The following is a 22,669-nucleotide window of genomic DNA, read 5'->3' on the forward strand; positions in this document are numbered from 1 at the left end:
GTTCGGGCTCGAAGCCCGCTTTTTTGCACAGGGTTTACGGCGCGCCGATCGACTGTTTCGTCATCACCTTCACGAACCTCGCAGTCTGGAACAAACGGGATCAGCTAAAGGCCGGATCCCGCCGTTCATAGCTTGCGCCGGGCTTGGTCATCACCACCCATGCGATCCGCGCAATCTTGGCCGCCAAGGCGACTGTGACCTTGTTAGTGTGCATGCGTGCCTGAAGTCCATCAAGCCACGCGCCAAGGCGGTATCGCGAGCGATCAAGATGAGTCACGCAGGAACGGGCGCCATGGATGATCATCCGGCGCAGATATCGATTGCCGCGCTTGCTTATCCCCAGCAGCTTCGTTTTGCCTCCCGTAGAATATTCTCTCGGGACAAGACCTAGCCAAGCTGCCATATCGCGGGCCTTTTTGAACTGGCGGGCAGATCCAGCTGCTGCCAAAAGCGCCGTCGCGGCCAGCAGACCAATGCCCGGGATGGTTATCAATCGACGTGCGCTATCGCTTTGAGAGGCAATTGCCTCAATCTCGCGGTTGACCTCGGCAATCCGCAGCTCCAGCTGCCGCAGCTCGTCAAATGTAGATGCAAGAATGCGACGCATCGCCGAGGTTAGATCATTCGACTGATCGGCCAAAACCCTCGGCAGATCAGCCTTGAACTTGCCGGCGCCCTGGTGAATAGCGATCCCATATTCCAGGCAAAAAGCGCGCATCTGATTGATGAGGCACGTCCGTTGCGACATCATCCGATCGCGAACACGATGCAGCGCTTGCAGATCAATGTGCTCAGGCGACCTTAGCTCGACGAAGCGCATCGTTGGTCTCGTCACGGCTTCGGCGATCGCCGCGGCATCGATGATGTCATTTTTGTTGGACTTCACATATGGCTTCACGAATTGAGCTGGGATAATGCGAACGGTGTGCCCCATGGCGGCGATCTTGCGGGCCAACCATTGCGAGCCGGAGCAGGCCTCCATCCCCACCAAAGCCGGTCCTGCACGTTCGAAGAACTGCAAGAGCGTATCGCGCCGAAAGGTCGCCTTCTGGATCGGCATTCCGGCGCCGTCGAGCCCAACGACGTGGAAAAGGTTCTTGCCAATGTCGATCCCAAACACCGTTGCCGGCCTGGGCTTGTTCCGTGTCCTCATTGCTTCCTCCTTTCAAAAGCCAACTCAGTCTGACTGAGAGGACGGGGCGGGTCATCCCATTAATGGTAGGGCCCGTCGCCAAGCGCGAAGCCGTCGCGCACCTGCAGGCCGTCATGGGTCTGTCGGAGCGGCGGGCCTGCGGCATCGTCGGCGCTGACCGCAAGATGGTTCGGTACCGATCGTGCCGACCGCCGGACACCGAACTACGCGGCCGCTTGCGCGAGCTTGCTAATGCCCGTCGGCGGTTCGGCTACCGCCGGCTGTTCGTGCTGCTTCGCCAGCAGGGCGAGCCGTCCGGGCGGAACCGGATCTACCGTCTGTATCGAGAGGAAGGCCTCAGCGTGCGCAAGCGCCGGGCCCGCCGCCGCGCCGTGGGCACCCGAGCGCCGATACTGGTCGAGGCTCGGCCGAACGCCCGGTGGTCGCTGGATTTTGTCCACGACCAGTTCGCCAGCGGCCGTCGCTTCCGGGTCCTGAATATCGTCGATGACGTGACCCGGGAATGTCTGGCGGCCATCCCCGACACCTCGATCCCGGGGCGGTGGGTGGCACGCGAACTGACGGCGCTGATCAATCAGCGCGGCAAGCCGGGCATGATCGTCTCCGACAACGGCACCGAGTTCACCTGCAATGCCATGCTGGCATGGTCGGAGGAGAACAACATCGACTGGCACTTCATTGCGCCGGGCAAGCCGATGCAGAACGGCTTCTGTGAAAGCTTCAACGGCCGGATGTGGGACGAGCTTCTCAACGAAACCTTGTTCTTCGGCCTCGATCACGCCCGCGCCAAGATTGCGGATTGGGTCGGCGACTACAACGGCCAACGCCCGCATTCCTCGCTCGGCTATCTGACCCCTGCGGCCTATGCCGCCTACCTCACCGCAACGTGCGAGCGGCTGCGCAACCCCGACCGGCTCCGCCGATCGCACGTTGCTCACACCGCGCCAAACGGCGTAACATCCGCCGAGACTCTAACCGCTACTGGGTGAAACTTCAGGGGCAGGTCAAGAGATTTTGGTTGCTGTCAGAAAGGACCCCGATGCAAGGCGTCTGATGAGCATTCCGGGTGTCGGTCCTCTCATCGCCGCTACCGTTCGGACATCGGTTTTGGACGCTCGCAATTTTGCGACTGCACGAGATTTTGCGGCTTGGACGGGGCTCACACCGAGGGCACAGTCGAGCGGCGGAAAAGAAAGGCTCGGCGCGATATCAAAGCGTGGAAATCGGCAACTACGGACGCTCTTGATCGTTGGTGCGACGTCTATCATCAAGCTTGCTAAACGAGGCTTGAAAGTCCCACTCTGGATTCGGACCATGCTGCAAAGACGGCCGGTCAAGGTCGTATCGGTCGCGCTCGCCAATAAGATTGCGCGCACGATCTGGGCCTTGCTGGTCAGAGGCGGCATCTATCAGGCGCCGGCCGCAATGCTGAAATCCTAATCTTAAGAGCTCTCCGGCGGAAGAAGAAAGCTGCCGAGGAGGCAAGGTGCAAATCTGGATGAACCCCGAATGACGTCATTCCCGGTGGCAATCAGACCGCCTGACTCACTGCGCTTCGAGCGCGAGAAATTGATTGGGCGATTGCTTCCGCGGATATCATCGTGGCCAGCGGCCAGGCGCCGCGTTCACAGGCCGAACATATGACCGCACCGTCATCCCTTGTTCAACCAGAGAAAGATCTTGCAGCCCGGGCCGTTCCACATATGAGTCAGAGCCTTCTCTACGAGCGTGCGCAGGTTCATCATGTCGTCGGTCATCGGCGGTTCCTCGGTTGCGTTGGCGTGTCGCAACCCGATCCTACCGGAAAACTGCCGGTGACCACCGCAAAGCCGCCCGCCCGCTACGGCGCTATTGGGGGCGCGCGTCCGGGCGGCTTTGCTCTACCGAGCTACACCACCTCCGGGGAGTACGTCATGCCAAGCTGATGAATGCTTGTGGGTGCAAGTCCCATCCGGCCAAAGCCGAAGCAGGCAGGCCGGGACCGAGTCTTGCGGGCGTCGCGGCAACGCGGGGTTCGAAGTGTAGACAGGAGCCATGCGGGGTGCGGGAATGAGCCTCGAAAGGTGGATGTTCGCGGAGGCCGAGTGTGTTCCCTAAACACGAAGGCAGCATGAGCATCGTCGTTATGCGAGACGATGCCGCTCCGTCGGGGTCGATGGCCGGATCACGCATGGAAGGTAATCATCGGAACATGAGAGGCCCGACCGGGTCCGTTGGATTGGTCTCCAACGGGGGGCAGCGGCAAGGCAGTGCCAGAGCCGCGGTCCGAGCTGAGGTCGGGAGTCGGACTGGTCCATAGTACCTGTGAAGTCGTCGAAGGAAACGAGACGCATGGAGGGAAGGGGCCAGCCCGAGGGGAGCCCGCGCGAGAAGGCCAGGGTCCGGACACAGAGCCGGGTTGCCTTGCCGCCGAACCTCGAACGGGTGAACACGGCAGCCAAGCAGGCTGCCCAAACCCGGTTCACGGCCTTGCTGCACCACGTCGACGAGGACGCTCTGCGTCGGGCGTTTCGACGACAAAAGCGGCAGGCCAGCGCGGGGGTCGACGGGATAACGGTGGCGAAGTACGAAGAGAGGCTCACGGATAACCTCCGGGAGCTCTGCGGACGCGTCCACACGGGTCGCTACCGGCCACAGCCGGTGCGACGAGTCTACATCCCCAAAGCCGATGGCGGTAAGCGGCCTCTCGGTGTGCCGGCGCTAGAGGACAAGATTGTCCAAAGCGCGGTAGCCGAGGTGCTGAGCTCCGTCTACGAGGTCGACTTCCTCGGGTTCTCCTACGGCTTCCGGCCGGGGCGGAATCCTCATATGGCGCTTGACGCCTTGCACACGGCGATCATGAGCCAGCGCGTCAACTGGGTGCTCGATGCCGACATACGCAACTTCTTCGACTCGGTCGACCACGAGTGGCTGCTGCGGATTGTGGCGCACAGGATCGCCGATCCTCGCATATTGCGGCTCATAGAGCTGTGGCTGCGGGCCGGCGTTCTTGAGAGCGGCGAGAAGCAAGAAACGGACAGGGGTACCCCGCAGGGGGCGGGCATCAGTCCGCTCCTCGCCAACATCTTTCTGCACTACATCCTCGATCTCTGGACCCATCAATGGCGCCGTCGCCGCGCACGCGGTCGCGTTGTGGCCGTTCGCTATGCGGACGACTTCGTCATGGGCTTCGAGAGCAAGGTGGATGCGCAGGAGATGCTCTTGGCCCTCAAGGCGCGGCTGGCCAGCTTTGGCCTGATGCTTCATGAGGGCAAGACGCGGTTGATCGAGTTCGGTCGATTTGCGGCCCTCTCGCGTCAGCGGCGCGGCGAGCGGCGACCCGAGACCTTCGCCTTCCTCGGCTTCACCCACTACTGCGGGCGGACCCGGGACGGCCGGTTTATCGTGAAGCACAAGACGGAAGGGAAACGCCTGACGCGCAAGCTGACGGCGTTGCGCCAGGAGGCCTGGCGGCTCATGCACGAGTCACTGGCCACCCAGCACGAGTGGTTCGCCGCAGTGCTGCGTGGACACTACGGCTACTACGGCAGGCCGCACAATTATCCAGCGCTTAACGGCTTCTACCGCGAAGTGCGTCGGATCTGGCTGCACTGTCTGAGACGGCGCAGTCAGAAAAGTCGGCGCATGGGCTGGTCGGAGTTCGAGGCCCTGACGGCACGCTTCCGTCTGCCCGTTCCACGCATCACTCGCACTTGGGCGCAGGCGCGGATATGACGCGGGTTACCCTCGGGAAGAGCCGGGTGCGGGAAAGCCGCCTGCCCGGATCTGTGAGGGCGAAAGCCAAATGGCTGAGCTACTCGACCACGACCTTTAAAACTGCTACTGGTTCGAATATATGCCATCTTGTCAGGTATGAATCGGTCAAAAGACCAGCTTGTAAACCCAGTCGACAAGCTCTTTCTGGACGGGAGGGCGGTGCATTCGACGTGGCTGATGCGCCACGGCTACTCTGCCCAGCTTTCAAAGTTCTGAGTAAAATCAGGCTGGCACGAACAGCCCAGGCGTACCATCCAAACAATCGTCCACTATTCGCCGCTTCTCATGGTGGGCGGACGGCGTTCGAAGTAGCGAGGCTATGCGCACACCTTCCGCAATCAACGACGCGCGCATCTCTATGGTCCAAAAGCGCGCCCGATTGTGACGGGAAAGCGGTGCTGACATTGGAGCCGCTGAAGTCTGCCCAATCGCCCTGGTCTTCAACGCCTCAGACCACATTGAACATCTGCCAGCAATAGGCGTCGATGACGAAGGCGACGTAGACGAAGCCGGTCCAGGTCGCGACATAGGTGAAGTCGGAGAGCCAAAGGACGTTCGGCCTCGGCGCCTTGAACTGGCGGTTGACGTGATCCAGCGGGCATCGCGCAGCCTTGTCGCTGATCGTGGTCTTGACGGGTTTGCCGCGGATGACCCCTTGCAAACCCATATCCCGCATCAATCGCGACACCGTGCAACGGGCAACATCGAACCCTTCACGTTTGAGCTGCCGCCAGACCTTGCGCGCGCCGTACACGCGGAAGTTCTGATCGAAGACGCGCCGGACCTCGATCTTCAGCGCAACATCCTGCCGGGCGCGCGCCGACAGCCTGGCGGGATCCCGCCGCTTGGCCACATGGGCGTGATAGGTCGAGGGGGCGATCGGCAGCACCTTGCAGATCGGCTCGACCCCATGAGCCCCACGATGATCGTCGATGAAGGCGATCATGGCTTGGACCGGCGGTCGAGCTCCGCCATCGCAAAATAAGCGCTTGCCTTGCGCAGAATCTCGTTGGCCTGCCGAAGCTCCCGGTTCTCCCGCTCGAGCGCCTTCAGCTTCTCGGCCATGTCGGTCGGAACGCCGGCCCGCTGCCCGCTGTCGACTTCAGCTTTCTTGACCCAGTCATGCAGCGTCTGCGGTGTGCAGCCGATCTCGGCCGCAATCGACATCACTGCCGCCCAGCGCGAGGGATGCTCACTCGCGTGATCGAAAACCATCCGAACCGCACGCGCCCGGACCTCGGGTGAAAACTTGTTCGTTGTCTTGCTCGTCATGGCTCCACCTTCTCAAGAGTCGGAGCCTCCGGCAATCCCGGGGCGGTTCAAACCCTGGCAGGTGCGTCCTTGTACGCATTGATAAAGAACGCGGGCGTTTCGCCGAAAGCGCAGAATGGCGCTCCGCTGACATCGTCGACGACGTCGATCGAAACCTCGACGAGTGTGCTCCATCTCAATCTGGTGGCTCCGATCTTACTTGCGCATGGCTTGTTTTGGCGAGCTAAAAGCCGCGGCAGGATCGATTGTCAACGTGACCTCAATCGCACGCTCGCGGGTGCACCCGTTTGCCGGCAGCAACTATACGACTTTCAAGGCGGCGCATGTCGTCTGCATGAAGCAGGTTCCCGGCTCCGCGCAGATGCGCGTGCACCCCGTCACCAACCCCATCATGCGTCAGGGCCTGCCGACGATCATCAATCATACGATCTCTTCGCGCTCGAGGCCGCGCTGGAATTGCGCGATCGGTTTGGCGGCGAAATCACCGTGCTTACAATCGGGCCAATGTCGGCCGAAGGCTCCTTACCTTGCCCAAGGCGCTGACATTCGGCGCCGATCGGCCGTTCTGCTCACTGACTGGCGCTTCGCTGGTTCTGATACTCTGGTGATAACTCACGCATTGGCAGCCGCCATCCGAAAAGTTGGTAAGGAGCATGGACCGCCGACTTCATCTTACCGGCAGCAAACCATCGACGGTGACACCGCCCAGGTGGGACCCGGGATTGCGAAGCGGCTTGGGATGCTGCGGCTGACCTACGTCGGCAAGATCAGAGCTCTAGACCTGACCGTGGGCACAATCCAAACGGAGCGACGTGCCGAAGGCGGTGTCCAGGTTCTGCTTACCAGGCCGTATCTCATTACGATTCTCGAGGCCACCACCAGATTTGCCGCGGCGCCATGGCGGATGCGCTACGAGCCGCCCGCGCGCCAATCGTGAAATGGAACGCACAGGACGCGGGTGTCGAGGACCTTTCCAAATGTGGTCTCGCCGACCGTGATCAAGTGAGTCTTCGGTCCCTCGGCGCGCGCTGACAAAGCGACGCTGGTGGAGGCTTCCGAGCAGCCGCCGCGAGCTTTGATCGACGCGATCTTCAAGCACCAGCCTAAGGTTGAAGCGGAAGTTGCCGCCACGGTCCGCGAGTAATCTGGGCAGCTTTGTGGGCGCTTTCAGGCATGCGCGTCGCTGCACAACTCCGAGGCTCTAACCGCTCCCCGATAAAAACTCGACGGCAGGGCCGCGGCAAGCGCGGTCCGACAAGAGGAATTTCTCGGCGCGGGTCTTACGTCTTCAAGACCGCGGCCCGTCTGGAAGGACCTCGACGTAGGGAATGGGTGTTGAGTCGGACTGCGTGAGGTTGCAGATTGACAAACTCGAACGGCGAAGTCCCGTATCGGCCAATACTAGAAGATTAGGCGCGCACCCATCTATGGGCCTCATCCGTCCAGAGCCGATGCTTCGGCCATCAGTGTGAAGGCGACGCTGGAGAACAGGAAGACATGGACGTAGAGGTTTTCAGTCATGCTCTGCGTCGTTATGAGTTCTGAAAAAGGCCACGCTCCTGCAGAATGGGCAGCAGCTTATGATGGTCCTCGATGAGATAATCCGGCTGCGCCGCTCGCAGACGCGTCTCGGAAACAAATCCGCCCGTAATGGCTACGCTGATCAAGCCAAGTTCGCGTGCAATATCCGTTTCGACCGGCATGTCCCCGATGATGAACGTTGAGCTGGGGTTCAGATTGTATGCTCGCATGTACAGACGAAGCCGCTCTCCTTTGCTTGTGCCTTTATATTGAGTAGCGCGGCTTTCAAAAGCCAGAACCTCCGCGACACAATCGTCGATTCCATGTCTTCGTAATTGGGTAATAAGGGGATCGACTATATGGTTACTAACGATAATGCTGGGAACCTCTTGTTGACGGGCCGTTTCCAAAATGCAACGCGCGCCTTCGCGCAGTTCGGCTTCGCTCGCCAGCGGTTCGTAAGTGTCGTGAAAAATAGCGCTGTCATGGCTATCGACCGTTTCGATTTCACTCTCCGACATTCCTAGATTGCGGTAAAAAACCGAAAGTGGAACATCGAAATGATCCCGAAAAGTGTGCATGTCGATGGCAGCTCGGCCGAAGCGGTCCAAAATGGTGTTCGTCGTTTGTAGCAAGACGTCGGCGTCGTCAAGGAGAGTGCCGTTCCAATCGAATACAAGAGCAGGTTTCATCATGGCCTCATGCTGCAGACGTTTTCGTTGAGGTGAGATCGGCGATCAATCTATTCGAAGTCTCGTCTGCGCGTTTTTGCCCGCCAACGGGGCGGCATCTCGAACGTAAACGCAGAAAGACCGGCTCCCTCATGTCCCCGCGGCAGCAAGGAAAGCAGACTTCAACGGGCACATCAGCGTTGACCAAAGCCCCGTCCAAACAAACCGTCAAACGACGGCAGGAGGTTTTATGATTGTCAAAGGGCTGGAAGTCGGCGTCACTCTTCTCCCTGTGAGAGGGAGTGCGAACGTGTGCTATAGCTACATGCGGCCTGGAATGCGCGTCCTGCTCAGTGAAATCAACATCTGCTAGTCTGCCTTGGCCGGCATGACTTTGTATGTTGAAACAGTTCTTCATGCATAGATGCGGCAACGCCGAACCCCCTCTGTGCACGGTTTTCAAGCTTCGGCACCATGTGCTTGAGCTGATCGGAAACCGGCCTTTGTGAGCGGCTTGAAGGCAACAGAAATGCGCCTGCAGCACCGGACATGCTATGTCTCCTTGACCGACGATTATGGATGTCGCCCGTTGCATGTTGTTGTTTTCCCCCCTGTACGGTTGCAGACATCCGATGTCTGGAACCGACACCGAGCGGAGGTAATCCGTCGACTGGCGCGAAGCACATGGTTTTGCGCCTCAGCAAGCAAGGCTCGTACCAAGTCCTCTTTCGCGGGCAGGAGGCTTCGCCGAGCTTGGCAAGCGAACTGTGTGATTCGAAACAGCCGCCCTGATCCGGCTGCCTGACTTCCGACAGCGCGGCCGCCAAAAGTCAGCTTTGGTGGGCACGGTGCCTGATGGGGCTATCCCGCGGTGCTCCGCCTAGCAGCCGCAGCAAAGAGCGTTACGCGACTGTTGCCGCGGGGGAATGTCTTGGTCCAATCCTCAAGCGGCCAGTCCGAACTCTACGCTGAAGAACGAAAACGTTCAGTGAACTGGACTCCCACCTGAGGGACCATCGGGCCCCGTTTGCTGATTGAATTCGTGCACGCTCCGATCTCCTTGATGTCACGGAGCGAACAGCGCTGTCCGCCGTTGTTGCAGCTTTCAATGGGTAGACGCTCCGTGACGGCATCGATACGCAAAGTGAAGGCTATTGAAGCGTCACATAAATGAGGGCGTTTGTGAACGAAGCTCGTGCGATTCGGCTAGGCTTCACTGAATGTACTTTCAGGCACATGGCGCAGACGCAAGCGAGGTCGGTAAGGGGACCGGCTCATGTTTTCACGCCGCTATGTCTGTTTTCAGCCGGGTCGTCTTGAAGACGTTAATGTCCGGTCCCCGACATCAGGGCGTAAAATGTTTCCGCGCGCGCTCGCAAAGCGCAATGGTGTTGTTCTCTTGCAGCAAGACGAGGAAGGCGGTTTTCGGCACGTTGATTGCAGCGACGGTGAAGGATGCATTTCAAAAACAGCGATCTCTCGCCGTCACCAGTCAAGAGTTCAGATGAAAGCTATCTATTCCATCAAACAACTCCGTCATTCTTCGAACGTTGGAGGCGCTACGCAGCACAATGGATGGCATCGCTCGACTGGCCATACTGCCGACACGGTGGAAGTCTCGAACTCATCCAGGATATCAAGGCCATGCGGCAGGTAATCGCAGATCAGGTGGCGACAAGCGGCCGTTCCGACGCCAGGGGCATCATGTGGACTGCCGAAATGCAGAAGCGCCCGCACATCAACTTGTTCGCGCGAGAGCGAGGCAAAGCGCCCGGCTAGGATGTTTGATGAGCTCAACGCAAGCAACTCGTAAACGCCTGCTCGACGCAGGCGTGTCCTTTGGAATAAACGCCAATGTCGCAGAATACTTGCGGCCCGGTGAGGGTGAGATAGTACAAGCAGAAGTCGAGCAGCACTTGCAGTCTTGCTTGAGGCTTGGTTATCGACACTAGCCGCGACCACAACACGACTGCGACTGCAAAACGGATAGCCAAGATGTACGTGCGCCAGGTGTTCGTCGAGCGCTTTGAACCTAGCCCTGCGGCTACGGAACTTGCCAAACGCGGGCTGCCTGCAAGAGACCTACGCGCTTGGCTCCATCACCGTGAGATCGGCGTGCTCGCACAACTTTGTTCCGGTCATTGGCATTTTCATTGAGGGTTTTCAATGCGCCTCCCGGACCTTTCCACACCGCAACCGACGCTCGTGATCGGCGAGCCGGGTTGCCCCGATCTCGCGGGCCTCACCGCCGGCGCCCGCCGCGCGCTTCTCTCGGCCGCGTTCGGCTCATTGCGGCCCGGCGGCTCGGGATGGTTCGGCCCCGACAAGCTCCACCGCATGTGGGTCGGCGTGCTGCCTGGTGTCGGTGATCGGTATCAGCAAAGTTGTGCGTGTGGCCAACTTGATCATGGCGCTCCCGCAATCCAAGAGGAAGCGTATTATGTTGGCAGACGAGCTCGAGGCCACATTAATCCGAAGGGGTTGGCCGTCATGGTTACGGCGCGGCACCAGTGCGTGTGGCGAGGCGTTCGCGAGACGGAAACCACTATGGTGACCAGCATCATGCGCCGTGTTTCCGCGACAGCAAAATACTGCGTAGCGAATTTCTGGCGCTCATCAAGGACTAAACCGTGACCTATGTATCACTCAAGACATACGGCCGTGAAATCGGCCTATCTGCTGCGTTTTGCCAGCGGCGCCCGCCGTCGCACCGTCGCCTGTTGGGCCAAGATGTCGCCCGTCGACAAGCCTGCCGACGTCGACAAACTACTAACCCTCAACATCGGTGGGGCGACCAAGCCAGCAATATGGATGCAATCGTTGAGCCAAGGCAGCGGAGCTGAGCACTCAGGAGGTGACTGCACGCTTACTGAGCGCGTCATCATTCAAACACGAAGTTTCTCGGCGTGCGGTAACGGGGTTGGAAGGTTCTGCGGCTTCACCCTTGCGACGATCGCGGTGGCTTCTCCGATGTCGTCGTCCACTCGAGAGCAGCGGCAGTGGATCAGGAGGACTTCATCGGCGATGCCCGGCTCGACGGCCGCACTTCCGGCGGCATGCATCAAGGAGTTGCCCGTGCCTACCACCCGGAACTTTACACAGGTCGGCGCCCACGTCGAGACGCCAGGAAGCCCAGATAAGGCGGTCCTCGAAAACGCGCCGCTCAGGCGCGGAGACGGACCGCCCGCCATCGTGCGCTGCACCTGCCCGGAATTCACCTCGTCTGCCCGTCACCGGTCAGCCGAGTTTCATCGTAATCGACTACGCGCCCGACGAGGCACTGGTGGGCTCCAAATCACTGAAGCAGTTCAGGACTTCGTTCCGCAAACACGGCGCTTTGCATGATGAATGCACAGCGCTAGTGGGCCGACGCATTGCCGGGGCGATCAAACCACTGTGGCTGCGCGTCGGCGGCTACCGGCATCCGCGTGGCGGCATCCCGATCGACGTGTTCTGGCAGACCGGCGCGCCACCGGGGGGCGCCTGGTTGCGCGATACAGGCGTGGCGCCTTATCGCTGCCGTCGGCTGAGCAACCAAAAGAGCGACAGCCGCTCGTTAGTAGCGCAAGAGCTGCAGGTTCGTAACTACGATTCATCAAGGGTGATGTCATGTTGAACGCGGCAGAAACTGCTGGTGTAGCTGAGAGCGAATCCTCAGCTGGTAGCTGTCGCCGTTCTCTACTTAGTGATGGCGGATCGCGGGCGGCAGTGGATCTCGAAACGCGGAGCATTCGCGGCGAGGCGAGACGAGATGATTCGCAAGGCTGGAAGATCGCCGTTGCAAATCGCCGCGGACCGGGAGTCCGACGGGCTGCTCCGGCCGTGCACAAATGGCCCGTTGGCTCGATACTGGCACTGAGGCTGTCGCCGGAAGTGCTGGGGCTGTTTCATTTCTATAGGAGAGATGGCCACCTTCTACGCGTCGCCTGCGAAGTCATCGCGCCTTCGGCGGCTTAATCAAACGAATCCAGACATCAGAGGACGTGCCATGGCATTTAAGATTGCGACCTATCTCGATCGGATCGGCCTTGCTCAAGTCCCGACAACGGTTGATGGCCTTCTTGCGCTCCAGCAGGCTCAAATGCGAGCGATCCCCTATGAGAACATTGATGTTCTGCTGGGCGATATCCCCGATCTGACTGAGAATTCGATCTGGGCCAAACTTATCGATGCCCGGCGAGGCGGCTATTGCTTCGAATTGAACAAGTTGTTTGGCTTGGCGCTCGAAGAACTTGATTTCACGGTCCGGCCAATTCTTTGCAGGGTGCGCATGGGGGCTTCGGAAGGTGGCCCACGCACACATCATGCATTGATCGTGACCATAGAGGGTTGCGACTGGCTTGCCGATGCCGGCTTTCCCGGTCCGGCACCGATTGCACCGCTACGAATCGATGCGAAGGAGCAGCAAATAGTTGGCGGGGACGTGTTTCGTCTGCGGGCCGACCCGGCCAGTGGAGAGCTCGTGCTTGAACGCAAGAACGAAGATGAATGGTTCGCTCTTTTCGGCATTGACCGAGCCGTCGCCCTGCCACCCGATTTCGAGGGTGCCAACTTCATCTGCGCACGCTGGGACCGTATGCCCTTTCCATCCGTCCTCATGATGAGTGTGCTGACATCGGAGGGACGTGCAACCTTGCTTAACAAGAAGCTCAGATTGACTCGCAGCCAATTTAGGGAAACACAAACACTGGAAACGAAGATCGAACTGCAGCAGGTCTTGGCCAATGTCTTCGGGCTCCGACTGACTCAGTGCACCGTTGATTCGTTATGGGAAAAGCTTGGGTCACGTGGACTTGTATAGGAAAGAAAGTGTTCAAGCATTCCCAGCGCGACGATGGCCTTGCGGTCTCTTCCAAATCCCAGGGCGGGATCGTCGACTCTGTTATTGGCGATGTCGTAGTGCTTCAGGGGACGATCGAGTTGCTCTGGAATGATCCCATCGATCCGTGGCTTCAAGGGTGCCGAGCGCGCGGCTACATGTAGCTTAGACTTGGGCCCCCTTGATGTGACGCTAGCGCGGACGGCTTAGAGCGTTGGTCGGCGGGGAGAGGCGCAGAACTCCGGCCTATCGGTGGTCTAAAGTTCGGTCTCAGTGTAGGCCGCTCAGAAATCTAGGGCGCGGCCGCGTTTCAGAGAGTGTTGCAGCTTGAAGAGCGTACGGCCGGCAAGAATGTTATCGCGGTGTGATCGGAGGCGTGCCAGGCGCGAAGCGCAATGCCGATTGAAGCGTGCCCGTCAAGAAGGTAGTCCTGAGTCCCCGTTCGGCCAATGCGTACCTCATGGAGCCGAATATCAAGCCGCGCCGCTTCAACGTGCTTTTGACTTGCTGCACGGGCTTTGACCAAGTCTTCGTTGGCCTGAGCGTCCCCGAGATCGGTGCGTACATCATAACGCAGTTCTAGGAACTCGGTGCGAAAATGGTCCGCCCGGAGTCGGTCTAGCGCTTTGTTGATCCAGACAAGCGCTTGGGCTGGATCTCCCTGTGCGCGCCGCGCGCGCGCCATGAGCCGCTGGAGCCATTCGCTCGTTTCAAGCTCCTTCCGTTCCCGCAGAAGGGCCTCACCTTCTGCTGGGCGGCCCATTTCGATCAGGAGTTCGGCGCGCCGTTGGAGGTGGAAAAGCTGTGGTCGAACCAGCGATTCATGGAGGGCGAGCGCCTTGGCATGGAAGCCGGAAGCGTCGGCACCCCGCAGGCGGGCTGCCTCGAAATAGACCTCAGCCCACGCAAAACGATCGCTGTCGGTCTGCAAGCCATCTAGCGTGCATTCGGAGAGCTGCTCGAAGATGCGGCCAAACATGGCCGGCTCTTCGGTTGAGAGGTAGCGCCCGAGTGCAGCGAACGCACGAATCGCTTGCAGCACGCCGACATTCGCTGCCTCGGCGATCGTTCGCTCGATTGCGTCGGCATGGCGTCGAATGAGCCCTGCTCGCCAGTTGCCTGAGCCCCATGGCAAGCGCTCGATCACACCCAGGAGAACCGAGTAAGTCACGTTATCTTCGCCGGGAGCGCGAGCGAGGATTTCATCGACCAGCTCGATCGCCCGAGCCACTTTGGCGGGATTGACCCGGTAGATATCGATCAACTGCAGGCGGGTTTCGTGCATGGGCGAGGGTCCGCTCAGCACCTGCTCAAAGAGTTCGGCCGCGGCGGCCGAGTCACCAAGTCTCTTGAGCGCCTTACCCTTATGATGCTGCACTTCGGCAGTCTGCCTGTCGGTGAGCCCGGGAAGTCCGGTAAGTGTGTCGAAGGCTGACAGGCGTTCCCGCAGCCGGGCCTTGGCGATCTCATCGCTTTCCAGCTTGTCGTAGAGGAACAGCTGCTCGATCGCTTCGATAACTGCCATCAACGCCAAAGGCGCCGGAGGGCGTCCTGCCAGCGCATTGGCGTCGGCCAATGGGTCGCCCACGAGTTCGGGAGGCAGTTCGGTATAATCCGATACCGTGAGCAGCGCGTAACGGATCGCGGCAGAGCGAGCTCCTGCAGCAATCAGCTTCTTGAGCTTAGGGACGAGGATGCGCCCGATCGTCCAAAGACGCAGACCAGGCTCACTTGCCGCGGCGCGCAGATAGCCCTCCAGCGCGGCATCCAGCTCGACGCGCCGCTCCGGGGGACACCAGCCGCCGCCGCTCAGCGCCGCGTACACGACATCGTGGAGCCGAATAATCCCGCTTCGGTCAGCAGCTGTAAGCCCGTGGCTGCGGAGCTTGCGGATGCCGAGCGGCTGGACGACATGCTCGAGAAAGTCCTGCCCGCAAGTTGCTTGCTCGGCCCAGGCGAAGACAGACAGCTCGCGCTCGAGGGCAGGTCGCAGTCGCCCCAGGAGCCGATCGGCGAGGCGCTGGCCATGATGTTCCAGTTCGCCGACAGCCCGACAGTCACGAACGATCTCGTCCCACGTGGCGCCCTGCCGCACGGCAGCGCTGATCAGACCCAGGGTCAGCGGATGGCCGCCCACCGTGGACCAGATGATGTCAAACACATCAGCTGGGCACATCGCGCCATCGTGGTCGAGCAGGCTCTGTGCCTCTCCACGAACGAACATTGGTAGTTCGTATGAGCCTGGTTGTGCCGACCGCTGCGTGAGGATGATCCGTGAGCGAGGCCCGCAAAGTTCACCAAGGCGCGCTGTCGAAAGACCGGGTTCGGCGTCATCGATTACTAACAGACAGGCCCCGGTGCGCAGCAGCGCCGTGACGTTCCGGGTTTCGCCGCCTCGCACCAAAGGGAGCGCCTGGAGTTCCTCTGGCCGACGGACTTCCCCCGCGTCTAGCCAGATGGCGAGGTCGTACTGGTCTTCGTGGTCCGTGGCGTAAGCGGCAGCTGCCGCTGACTTGCCGAGCCCGGCGATACCGCTGATGGTCACCACTGGACTTTCCGAGAGGCGCCGCGAGATGTCGGCGTCGACGTCGACGCGAATAATGCGGCTTCGATCCGGGGCGGGGACCAAGCGGCTCACGGCCTCTTCATCCCGAATCCTCTGTAGCTCAGGCAGGTATGGAGCGAGCCTTCGAACAACGGTGTCGCTGAAGATCAACTTTTCGATCAGCTGGGTCGCGATCTCCTCCGCGCCCCACAGGTACAGAGTCTTGCCCTCCATTTCCGGCCAGGTTCTGACGGCGCTTTCGAACTCCTGGGCGACTTGGGGCCGCTTTCGCTGGCCCGACAGCAGGAAGATGTCCCGTGCGGACGGTTTGCGATTGAGCGCCTTTCTCAGATCGCCGTCCGCCTTGGCCATCGGGCGCTCAAAATAACCGCCCGCATCAGAATACTCGGCGACTATCCGGCCGTCGTCGCTGACTGTGTCGACCACGCCGCCAACGGCATAGCCGACCAGATTGGTCCCTTGATGGTTCAGAGGCACCTCGAGCAGGGCGTCCAGAAATAGTCCGGCGAACCTCTCGAAATCGGTGGCGATGTAGCCAATTGCACCAGCCAGACGGTCAATTTGCGCGACCTTGCGCTTTGGATTCATCGTGATTTCTCGACTGGTGGCATAGCTTCCGTGTTTAGCGCTTCAGAGGCGGGCACGTGAGGGCATTCCCGCCGCATATCGTAGCATATCTCCAACATTTCGATTGCTCCCGAGCTACAGCTGATCGGTGCATAGAGCCCGCTACAGGTTTCCCCAAACGGGCTGAACGCCCTCGGCCGACCGGGGCGGGGACGCCGGCTGACAACCACTTCTTGTGATTGGACCCGAATGACCGAATCGAGGCTATTGAAAATCTCAAAGCGATGGTCTCGACTTGAGAAGGAGTAGTGCAATGCAACGGCTCTTTGCGGTCTTGTCGCTTGTGGGTGCTTTGCTGTTTGCGCAGATTCCTGAGCTCCTGCAACAGTATAGGCAGCGGCTCGGTGGCGCAGCCGACGAGCTGACAGTCATTGTGCGCAACTTCGACGAGGACTCCCGCCGCTCGGGTTATGACCGATCGGGCGCACTCGGTGTGATGGCGAAGAACCCAGAACAACTGGTGCGCGACCAGGCGCAGCGAATGACGGAATATGTTCGAAGGCTGGACCGGCTGAACGAGCAGCAATCGGATTTGGCGAATGGCGTCACGCCTGCGGCCATCCTGGCGGTAGCGGTTGACTACAACAAGCCGATCATGGCGCAAGCCTGGAGCGCCTATGCACCCGCGCTTCCGACGACCCTCACGGGCATTGTATTTGCGATCATCGGCTGGTGCTTGCCTTATGCTGCATTCTTGGTTCTCGGCGCTGTTGCCGGCTCACGAACAGAGTCGCTGCGTGATCCGACGAAACCGAGATTCATCGGCAGGGGGACAGCAAACCGAGCCGTCAAACTCCGCGCGGCGTTTCTATACCTCAACTCTTGTTCGCGGTCTTCACCGCGAGCGGCTGCTGGATGAAGCGCCATAGCGGCAACGCATCACTTTTGTGGTCGGATGATACCAGTGGCGCGAACCAGTTGGGCCGATGTTCAAGTTCAATTTGCACTGAATCCGGTTCTCCATTGGCCCGTTGCGAATAGTGGCGGGAAAACATCCGGCTCAGCGTGCCGATTATTTCAAATCTCTCAGTGTCCTCGTTGAGCCGTTCCTCGGGCAGCCAAGAAAACTCGATCGCCGACAATCTTCCGTCAGTGACAATGGCCTTGCTCTCCTGCTCGGCCATTCCCCGAGATTCATGAATATCCACGCGATCTCCTGCTCGTCCGCACGCGTGAGGACACGATCCTCACTGAGCATCGTAACCTCTCGAACCGTAAAAGGCGCCATTCCGTCGGGGCCGATGGCGTTGGGCGTGTCGGCGGTTAGCCGAAGTGTGAGCGGCGGCGTTGTGCCGATTGTCATATCGCCGAGCCTGCCCAGCTCATTGAAGCAGACGGCATGTTTCATGTCGAGCTTGAGGTAGCCATTTTCATCCAGCAGATCGTGCGGGGATACGAGCGTCCAGATGCCCCATCTGGCCCAATAGACGGCCACCTTGAGCGCGGCCCGTGTTGCCCGCGCGTAGCTGTCGAGCGAGGACAGATAAGACGGTGTCATGATCTGACGTTCTTGCCGGACCGGATCTGCCTCGTAGACGTTCTTGACTTCGACCAGCCATTGCTCGTCGTCTTCCAGTACGATTCTGAAATCGGGCGCCCGATATCTGCCGACAGGATAGACGCGCCCGGTATCTTCGACCTTCATCAGCTTGTAATGACCAAGCGCCACCACCATGGCTTCGAACATTGCCGCGGTTCGTTGGCCCGCGATCAGAATGTCATCGGTCAATGCCTTGTCAAGCTGCGCGCCGATCGCCGCCAAAAATTCCTGGGCTGTCTGGGGCGCCGTGACCGAAATCTTTCGCTCGCGGCTGAAGCGGGCATAGAGATTGAGAAGATCAAATGGTTTGCTCATTTTGGCGTCGCTGCCTTGAATTTACGCGTGGGAAAGGTCGGGCCTACGACTTGGTGAAATCGGCAACCTGGTCGGCTTCCAAGTTAGCTGACCCGCCTAATCGGCCGAACTCATAAAATCATCTGAGCCAGCCCGCAGGGAGCCCAAGCGAACCGAATAGTCCGACGCCAGCGTCGCGCAGATTTCCTCTGCCCGTGCGCGGTCGTTGGTCATTGCCGCAACATGCCAAGGAGCGTTGCGCACCACCGCCCAACCGCGCACCCATCCCGGGTTCGATGGGTCGACGTGAGGGAGGTTGCGTTGAGGAACTGGGATCGGCGCAAACCAGAAGGCGTAGGATTGCGCACCGTCGCTTCCCGGCTCGTCGCTTGAGCTGACGAGGCCGATCACCTCTCCGTCCTGGTTGAACACGGGTCCTCCGCTCATACCGCCTGGCCAATGGCTGTCGACCGCAAATGTCGGCCAAGGACGATGTTCGCGGCCACTCGGCAGCACTGCCGTTACGCGGCCAATAGACCCATACATGCGCTCGGTTAGAACATCCGTGTCGATCTCGCGGTCCTGTATCGAACGCAGTTCGGGAAATCCCACCGCCATGACTTCATCGCCGATCTCGGGCCATTTTCCGGTCAGCCGCAGGGGCAGAAAATCGCGTACTTCGTGCAGGCGCGTGTTGTCCGCTTTGAACGACAGCGTCATGCAGTCGAGTGACATGCGGCTCGAGTCACGGTTGAGCAGCCAATCAAGGGCAATATCTTCTGGCGGGGTGCGAAAGGCGGTCGCTGACGCAATCACGACCATCCCGGTCGACCCCAATCGGGGCGCGCCGCCCCGGGTTGAGCAGACCTACAACCGTCGACCGCGGGCGCGAAGGCCCGAGCCATGCTTCAAGCACGTGCTGCGCGGTCAGATATCCTCCGAAGGCGTCGATGCGGAACGCCGTGCCGAGACCAGAGACGCGGTCTGTGTGGTTGTCGATTGCCAGTAAGGAGATAATCGGATGGCGAACCCCCGTCGGGCCTTGTATCTGAAACTGGCGGGGATCGTCTCCGGGTGCGGGGGTGACTGGAAAGGGCATCGTCCAGTCTAACACGGCAAGGCTAATCGCCCTAAGGCGCATTCAATGTAAAGGCTTATCCGAGTCACAAGGAAACCGGCGCCGCTGTTTTGAAACGGCGCCGGTTTCTTTGTCAAAGGTCTAGTGAGCGGCGGCACCTTGCTTGATCGCAGAGGCGAAGTCTTCGACAACACGAACAAATAGATCGGGATCACGCAGTGCGTTCTTGAGCTTCTCAGTCCAATCCGGATTCGACTCGGTCCACTTGATCAGCGCGGTCGCCTTGACGCCGCGATGCTTGATCAGGAAGTTGGAGATCTTTGCCGGCACCGCGCCCGCGACAAACGCGGCTCTAGCCGGTGCGGCGCGCGCCAGAAGAATGAAAGCCCGCGAGAAGCTCGCGAGATCATCCTCTTCCGCGAGTTTGGTGAGGAGGTCCAGTACAGGACCGGAAGGGGTCGTGTAGGCTGCCGAGCCCTGGGATGCGATCGCCTCGGCAATGCGGTGCAGTGTTTCTGGGGGCATGCTCTTAATTCCTTCGTCAAGGCCGGCGATGGAACGTAAGAACGTTATATAGGGCCCACCATCATTCGCTTTATTGAAGTATAGCTCAACAACCTTTATTATGGTGTCGGACTTGGCTCTTCTGCGAAAGGTTTCTCTTGAACCGCGATAATCTCACTCACGCCCTTCGGGAACGATTGCAGCGGCTCCCGGCGCCCTATGCGGCGCATTACGGCGTGGTTCCGCTGCCCCCGCCTGAGGACGGCGTTGCCGTGGGGTCGGTCCTTGCCCGGCTCAGGGCGGCGGATGCAGCCTTGGTGCGTATCGAGACGCTCGCGGCCGAACTAAAGGACCCGTATCTGATCAGCCGCATCTTGCCACGGCGAGAAGCTGTCAGCAGCTCGGCGATCGAAGGCACCAACAGCACGCTTGACGAATTGCTGTCCAGTGAAGAAAGCGAAGATTCCCAGCAGGGCGAGGCGGTAGTTCAGGTGCGTGACTACGCGCTCGCGCTCGATGACTTCCTGCCGCGGGCCAGACAAGAGAAACTGGAAATCTTCACAAGCGGTTTGGTGCAGGATCTGCATCACGCCGTCATGCGCGGCGACGCAGAATACAAGGACAAGCCCGGCGATCTTCGCCAGGTTGTGGTCTGGATCGGCGGCAGGGGCGATATTGCTTACTCGACCTACAATCCGACGCCGCCGTCTGACATTGCCGCGTGTCTTGAGGACACGATGAAGTACATGCGCTGCGAGGGCATGCAGGCGATGTACCAGAGCTTCATTGTGCGAATGGCGGTTGCGCATGCACATTTTGAGGCAGTCCACCCATTTCGTGATGGCAACGGCCGCGTCGGCCGTCTCCTCCTGCCGTTGATGATGGCGGCGGAAGGAATGATGCCGATTTACCTGTCACCGTACATTGAGGCCCACAAGGCGGCTTATTATGAATCGCTCAAAGCGGCTCAGCAGCGCCTCGATTGGCATGAAGCGGTCGGATTCATGGCGGACGCAATTGTCGGCACCACGGATGAGCTGCTGAAGACGCGCGACGCTTTGTCTGCACTTGGCGATCTATGGCGAAAGCGGCGCAAATTTCGCCAGGGCTCAGCGAGCCTGCGAGCACTCGATGTTCTGCCGCACTATCCGGTGCTGACCGTCAAGCGTCTGGCCTCGCTTCTCAGCATTACGGTGCCTGCAGCTTCGCAAGCGGTAGAGCAACTGGTCGAGAATAAAATCTTGAACGAGCGTACCGGCTATGCGCGCAACCGCGTCTTCGCCGCGCCCGACGCGCTGTCGATCATTAACCGCCCCTTCGGCGAAGAACCCATTCTTCCCGGTGCGGACACCTGACGGCCGGTATGCCGGGCTGACAATCGGTGAAGCCCCGAATTGTGTCTTCGCCCCGCCGCCGGTCATGCCGTCGGCGGGACTTCCTTGAGACACAGGCGATTTTCCATAGCACGCGATCCCGCAAATGCTCAATGATCACGCCGGACGAAGGGAGATTCGGTAGATGGTCGAGGCGATTCTCCGAAGGACACTCAAAAGAGTGCTTGACCTTGCATCGATGGACAGCATCACGAGTGATGCGCTCATAGCGATGAGCAAGGACGATTATCAGGTTCTCCGTCGCGCGGCGACGCGCGCGCGGCTCGACAGGAAAGCGCGTTTCGTCTGCGCGAAATGCGGACATGCCGTCTACCCTCCGCGCGAAGGCCGGACCGGCCAGCCTTACTGGAAACACCACCCGGGTGCCCCACAGCTTTGTCCCTGGTGGACGGGGACGCCCGCCAGCGTCGATATCGTTAGCGCGCAGCAATTTGACGGAGCGCAGGAAAGCCCGCTGCATGCTAAAATCAAACATATCGTCGGTGAGTTATTGACCAACGATCCGCGAACGACCGCAGGAAGCGTCGTTGTCGATGAGTATCTCATCCTAGAGAATGGACGGCGGCGGCCGGACGTACGCGCGATCTATGATCGCATGCCACTCGTCGTGGAGGTTCAACTTGCAACCACGCAAATCCCCATCATCGTGCAACGCGAAGATTTCTATGAGAGCGCGTCCATTCGCCTGATTTGGCTCACCTGGAATTTTGAGCCACCCACGAGCGGCCGATTACTCAGTTCGTTTGAGGACATTTTCTACTCCCACGACAAGAACCTGTTCTCAATTGACGATGAAACGATAGCCCTCTCCAGACAGCGGCGAGAAGTGATCTTGCGCGCGTTCTGGCTGGATGTAGACGCATGGCGCTCGAAATTGGTCACGATTTTCGACCTCAATTGGATCGAGGGAGGGCGCGCAAACGCGGTCCCGTCGAGGCCGCCTTGGCATCATGACTTTCTGTCGCGCTGGCGCGGCGCGCTCGCCGAAAGAGGTACGAAATGGAAAGAGCGTGAGATCCTGTTTGGCGAACTCGTCGCCAAAGTGGCGATTCCGGGGAGCGACGTCAACGAGCTGCACGCGCTCGATGTGGATGCATTGATCAACTGCTTACTTTCCCTGGTCGACGGTCGGCCAGTCGGATCGCGGCAGCAGAATCTTGTCGAGGTGCTGAACTCCTTTCTCAATGTCGAGCGACGACAGCGCTATGTGCGCCTCATTCGGACCTTCGCCCGACTGACCAACAGGGACGCTCTCTTTGAAATCGAGAGTGTTCGCACCAAGATCGTCAAAGCTCGCACAGTGGTGCAAGACGATCGCCAAAGCGTGTCGGGAAAGATCGCGCTGGCCTTGTTCCCGGAGATATTCTCTTCAGCTTGACGCAATGCCAGCAGCGTATCTCAGCGCTTGACGTATTCTGTAGCGCAATCAAGTGAGTCGAGGATTGCGGACGGGGCCAGATTGCCTGTGGGGGCA

Annotated in this window: 13 protein-coding genes, 5 pseudogenes and 1 other annotated feature; of the genes and pseudogenes, 11 read left to right on the top strand and 7 right to left on the bottom strand. The window is 59.8% G+C overall.

Going from position 1 to position 22,669, the window contains the following annotated elements:
- Window positions 1–100: 100 nt before the first annotated feature.
- Window positions 101–1,153 (bottom strand): IS110 family transposase, encoded by a 1,053-nt coding sequence (locus tag IVB45_RS06230; RefSeq protein ID WP_247807602.1) that lies wholly within the window; start codon window positions 1,151–1,153, stop codon window positions 101–103.
- Window positions 1,154–1,215: 62 nt separating this feature from the next.
- Here IVB45_RS06230 and IVB45_RS06235 point away from each other — a divergent pair.
- From IVB45_RS06235 to ltrA, 4 genes and pseudogenes are all read left to right on the top strand, one after another.
- A pseudogene (locus IVB45_RS06235) lies at window positions 1,216–2,142 on the top strand (IS3 family transposase); the annotation flags it as partial.
- Between the two features lie 64 nt (window positions 2,143–2,206).
- Window positions 2,207–2,413, top strand: a pseudogene (locus IVB45_RS39030) (transposase); the annotation flags it as partial.
- 54 nt (window positions 2,414–2,467) lie between these two features.
- Complete coding sequence (locus IVB45_RS39035) at window positions 2,468–2,593, top strand: hypothetical protein (protein ID WP_345946712.1); 126 nt, start codon at window positions 2,468–2,470, stop codon at window positions 2,591–2,593.
- Between the two features lie 864 nt (window positions 2,594–3,457).
- A complete protein-coding gene (gene ltrA, locus IVB45_RS06245) occupies window positions 3,458–4,867 on the top strand; it encodes a group II intron reverse transcriptase/maturase (protein ID WP_346015295.1) in 1,410 nt (469 codons plus the stop codon).
- A 517-nt stretch (window positions 4,868–5,384) separates the two neighbouring features.
- Here the strand turns inward: ltrA and IVB45_RS06250 are convergent.
- A pseudogene (locus IVB45_RS06250) lies at window positions 5,385–6,181 on the bottom strand (IS3 family transposase); the annotation flags it as partial.
- Window positions 5,781–5,897, bottom strand: a sequence feature (AL1L pseudoknot). (Overlaps the previous pseudogene by 117 nt.)
- Window positions 6,182–6,515: 334 nt before the next feature.
- Between IVB45_RS06250 and IVB45_RS06255 the strand changes: the two are divergent.
- Window positions 6,516–7,325: pseudogene (locus IVB45_RS06255) on the top strand (electron transfer flavoprotein subunit beta/FixA family protein).
- A gap of 388 nt (window positions 7,326–7,713) precedes the next feature.
- Here IVB45_RS06255 and IVB45_RS06260 read toward each other — a convergent pair.
- Window positions 7,714–8,397 carry an HAD hydrolase-like protein gene (locus tag IVB45_RS06260; RefSeq protein WP_247360329.1) on the bottom strand — a complete coding sequence of 228 codons (684 nt, stop codon included), beginning with the start codon at window positions 8,395–8,397 and terminating at the stop codon, window positions 7,714–7,716.
- A gap of 3,051 nt (window positions 8,398–11,448) precedes the next feature.
- Between IVB45_RS06260 and IVB45_RS06265 the strand changes: the two are divergent.
- From IVB45_RS06265 to IVB45_RS06275, 3 genes and pseudogenes are all read left to right on the top strand, one after another.
- A pseudogene (locus tag IVB45_RS06265) lies at window positions 11,449–11,896 on the top strand (NADPH-dependent 7-cyano-7-deazaguanine reductase); the annotation flags it as partial.
- Window positions 11,897–12,361: 465 nt separating this feature from the next.
- Window positions 12,362–13,174, top strand: coding sequence for an arylamine N-acetyltransferase (locus IVB45_RS06270; protein ID WP_247298742.1), 813 nt, complete (start codon window positions 12,362–12,364; stop codon window positions 13,172–13,174).
- Between the two features lie 8 nt (window positions 13,175–13,182).
- Window positions 13,183–13,356, top strand: coding sequence for a hypothetical protein (locus tag IVB45_RS06275; RefSeq protein WP_247360328.1), 174 nt, complete (start codon window positions 13,183–13,185; stop codon window positions 13,354–13,356).
- Window positions 13,357–13,502: 146 nt separating this feature from the next.
- Here IVB45_RS06275 and IVB45_RS06280 read toward each other — a convergent pair whose 3' ends face one another.
- Window positions 13,503–16,346 carry a hypothetical protein gene (locus IVB45_RS06280; RefSeq protein WP_247360327.1) on the bottom strand — a complete coding sequence of 948 codons (2,844 nt, stop codon included), beginning with the start codon at window positions 16,344–16,346 and terminating at the stop codon, window positions 13,503–13,505.
- A 292-nt stretch (window positions 16,347–16,638) separates the two neighbouring features.
- Between IVB45_RS06280 and IVB45_RS06285 the strand changes: the two genes are divergently transcribed.
- Window positions 16,639–17,244 carry a DUF2937 family protein gene (locus tag IVB45_RS06285; protein ID WP_247360326.1) on the top strand — a complete coding sequence of 202 codons (606 nt, stop codon included), beginning with the start codon at window positions 16,639–16,641 and terminating at the stop codon, window positions 17,242–17,244.
- A 153-nt stretch (window positions 17,245–17,397) separates the two neighbouring features.
- Here the strand turns inward: IVB45_RS06285 and IVB45_RS06290 are convergent, their stop codons facing one another.
- The 3 genes from IVB45_RS06290 to IVB45_RS06300 all read right to left on the bottom strand — a co-directional run bounded on the left by IVB45_RS06290 (window position 17,398) and on the right by IVB45_RS06300 (window position 19,822).
- Window positions 17,398–18,240, bottom strand: a complete 843-nt coding sequence (locus IVB45_RS06290; RefSeq protein ID WP_247360325.1) for a hypothetical protein — start codon at window positions 18,238–18,240, stop codon at window positions 17,398–17,400.
- A gap of 96 nt (window positions 18,241–18,336) precedes the next feature.
- A complete protein-coding gene (locus IVB45_RS06295) occupies window positions 18,337–19,041 on the bottom strand; it encodes a serine protease (RefSeq protein ID WP_247360324.1) in 705 nt (234 codons plus the stop codon).
- 397 nt (window positions 19,042–19,438) lie between these two features.
- Window positions 19,439–19,822: a hypothetical protein gene (locus IVB45_RS06300; RefSeq protein ID WP_247360323.1), complete on the bottom strand. Its 384-nt coding sequence runs from the start codon at window positions 19,820–19,822 to the stop codon at window positions 19,439–19,441.
- A 137-nt stretch (window positions 19,823–19,959) separates the two neighbouring features.
- Here IVB45_RS06300 and IVB45_RS06305 point away from each other — a divergent pair, with 137 nt between their 5' ends.
- Together IVB45_RS06305 and IVB45_RS06310 are read left to right on the top strand one after the other, a co-directional pair.
- Window positions 19,960–21,156 carry a Fic/DOC family N-terminal domain-containing protein gene (locus tag IVB45_RS06305; RefSeq protein ID WP_247360322.1) on the top strand — a complete coding sequence of 399 codons (1,197 nt, stop codon included), beginning with the start codon at window positions 19,960–19,962 and terminating at the stop codon, window positions 21,154–21,156.
- A 163-nt stretch (window positions 21,157–21,319) separates the two neighbouring features.
- Entirely contained in the window at window positions 21,320–22,573 is a 1,254-nt protein-coding gene (locus IVB45_RS06310; RefSeq protein WP_247360321.1) for a DUF6035 family protein, read from the top strand.
- The last annotated feature ends 96 nt before the right edge of the window (window positions 22,574–22,669 follow it).

Origin of the sequence: Bradyrhizobium sp. 4, assembly GCF_023100905.1 — a bacterium.
Lineage (GTDB): Bacteria > Pseudomonadota > Alphaproteobacteria > Rhizobiales > Xanthobacteraceae > Bradyrhizobium.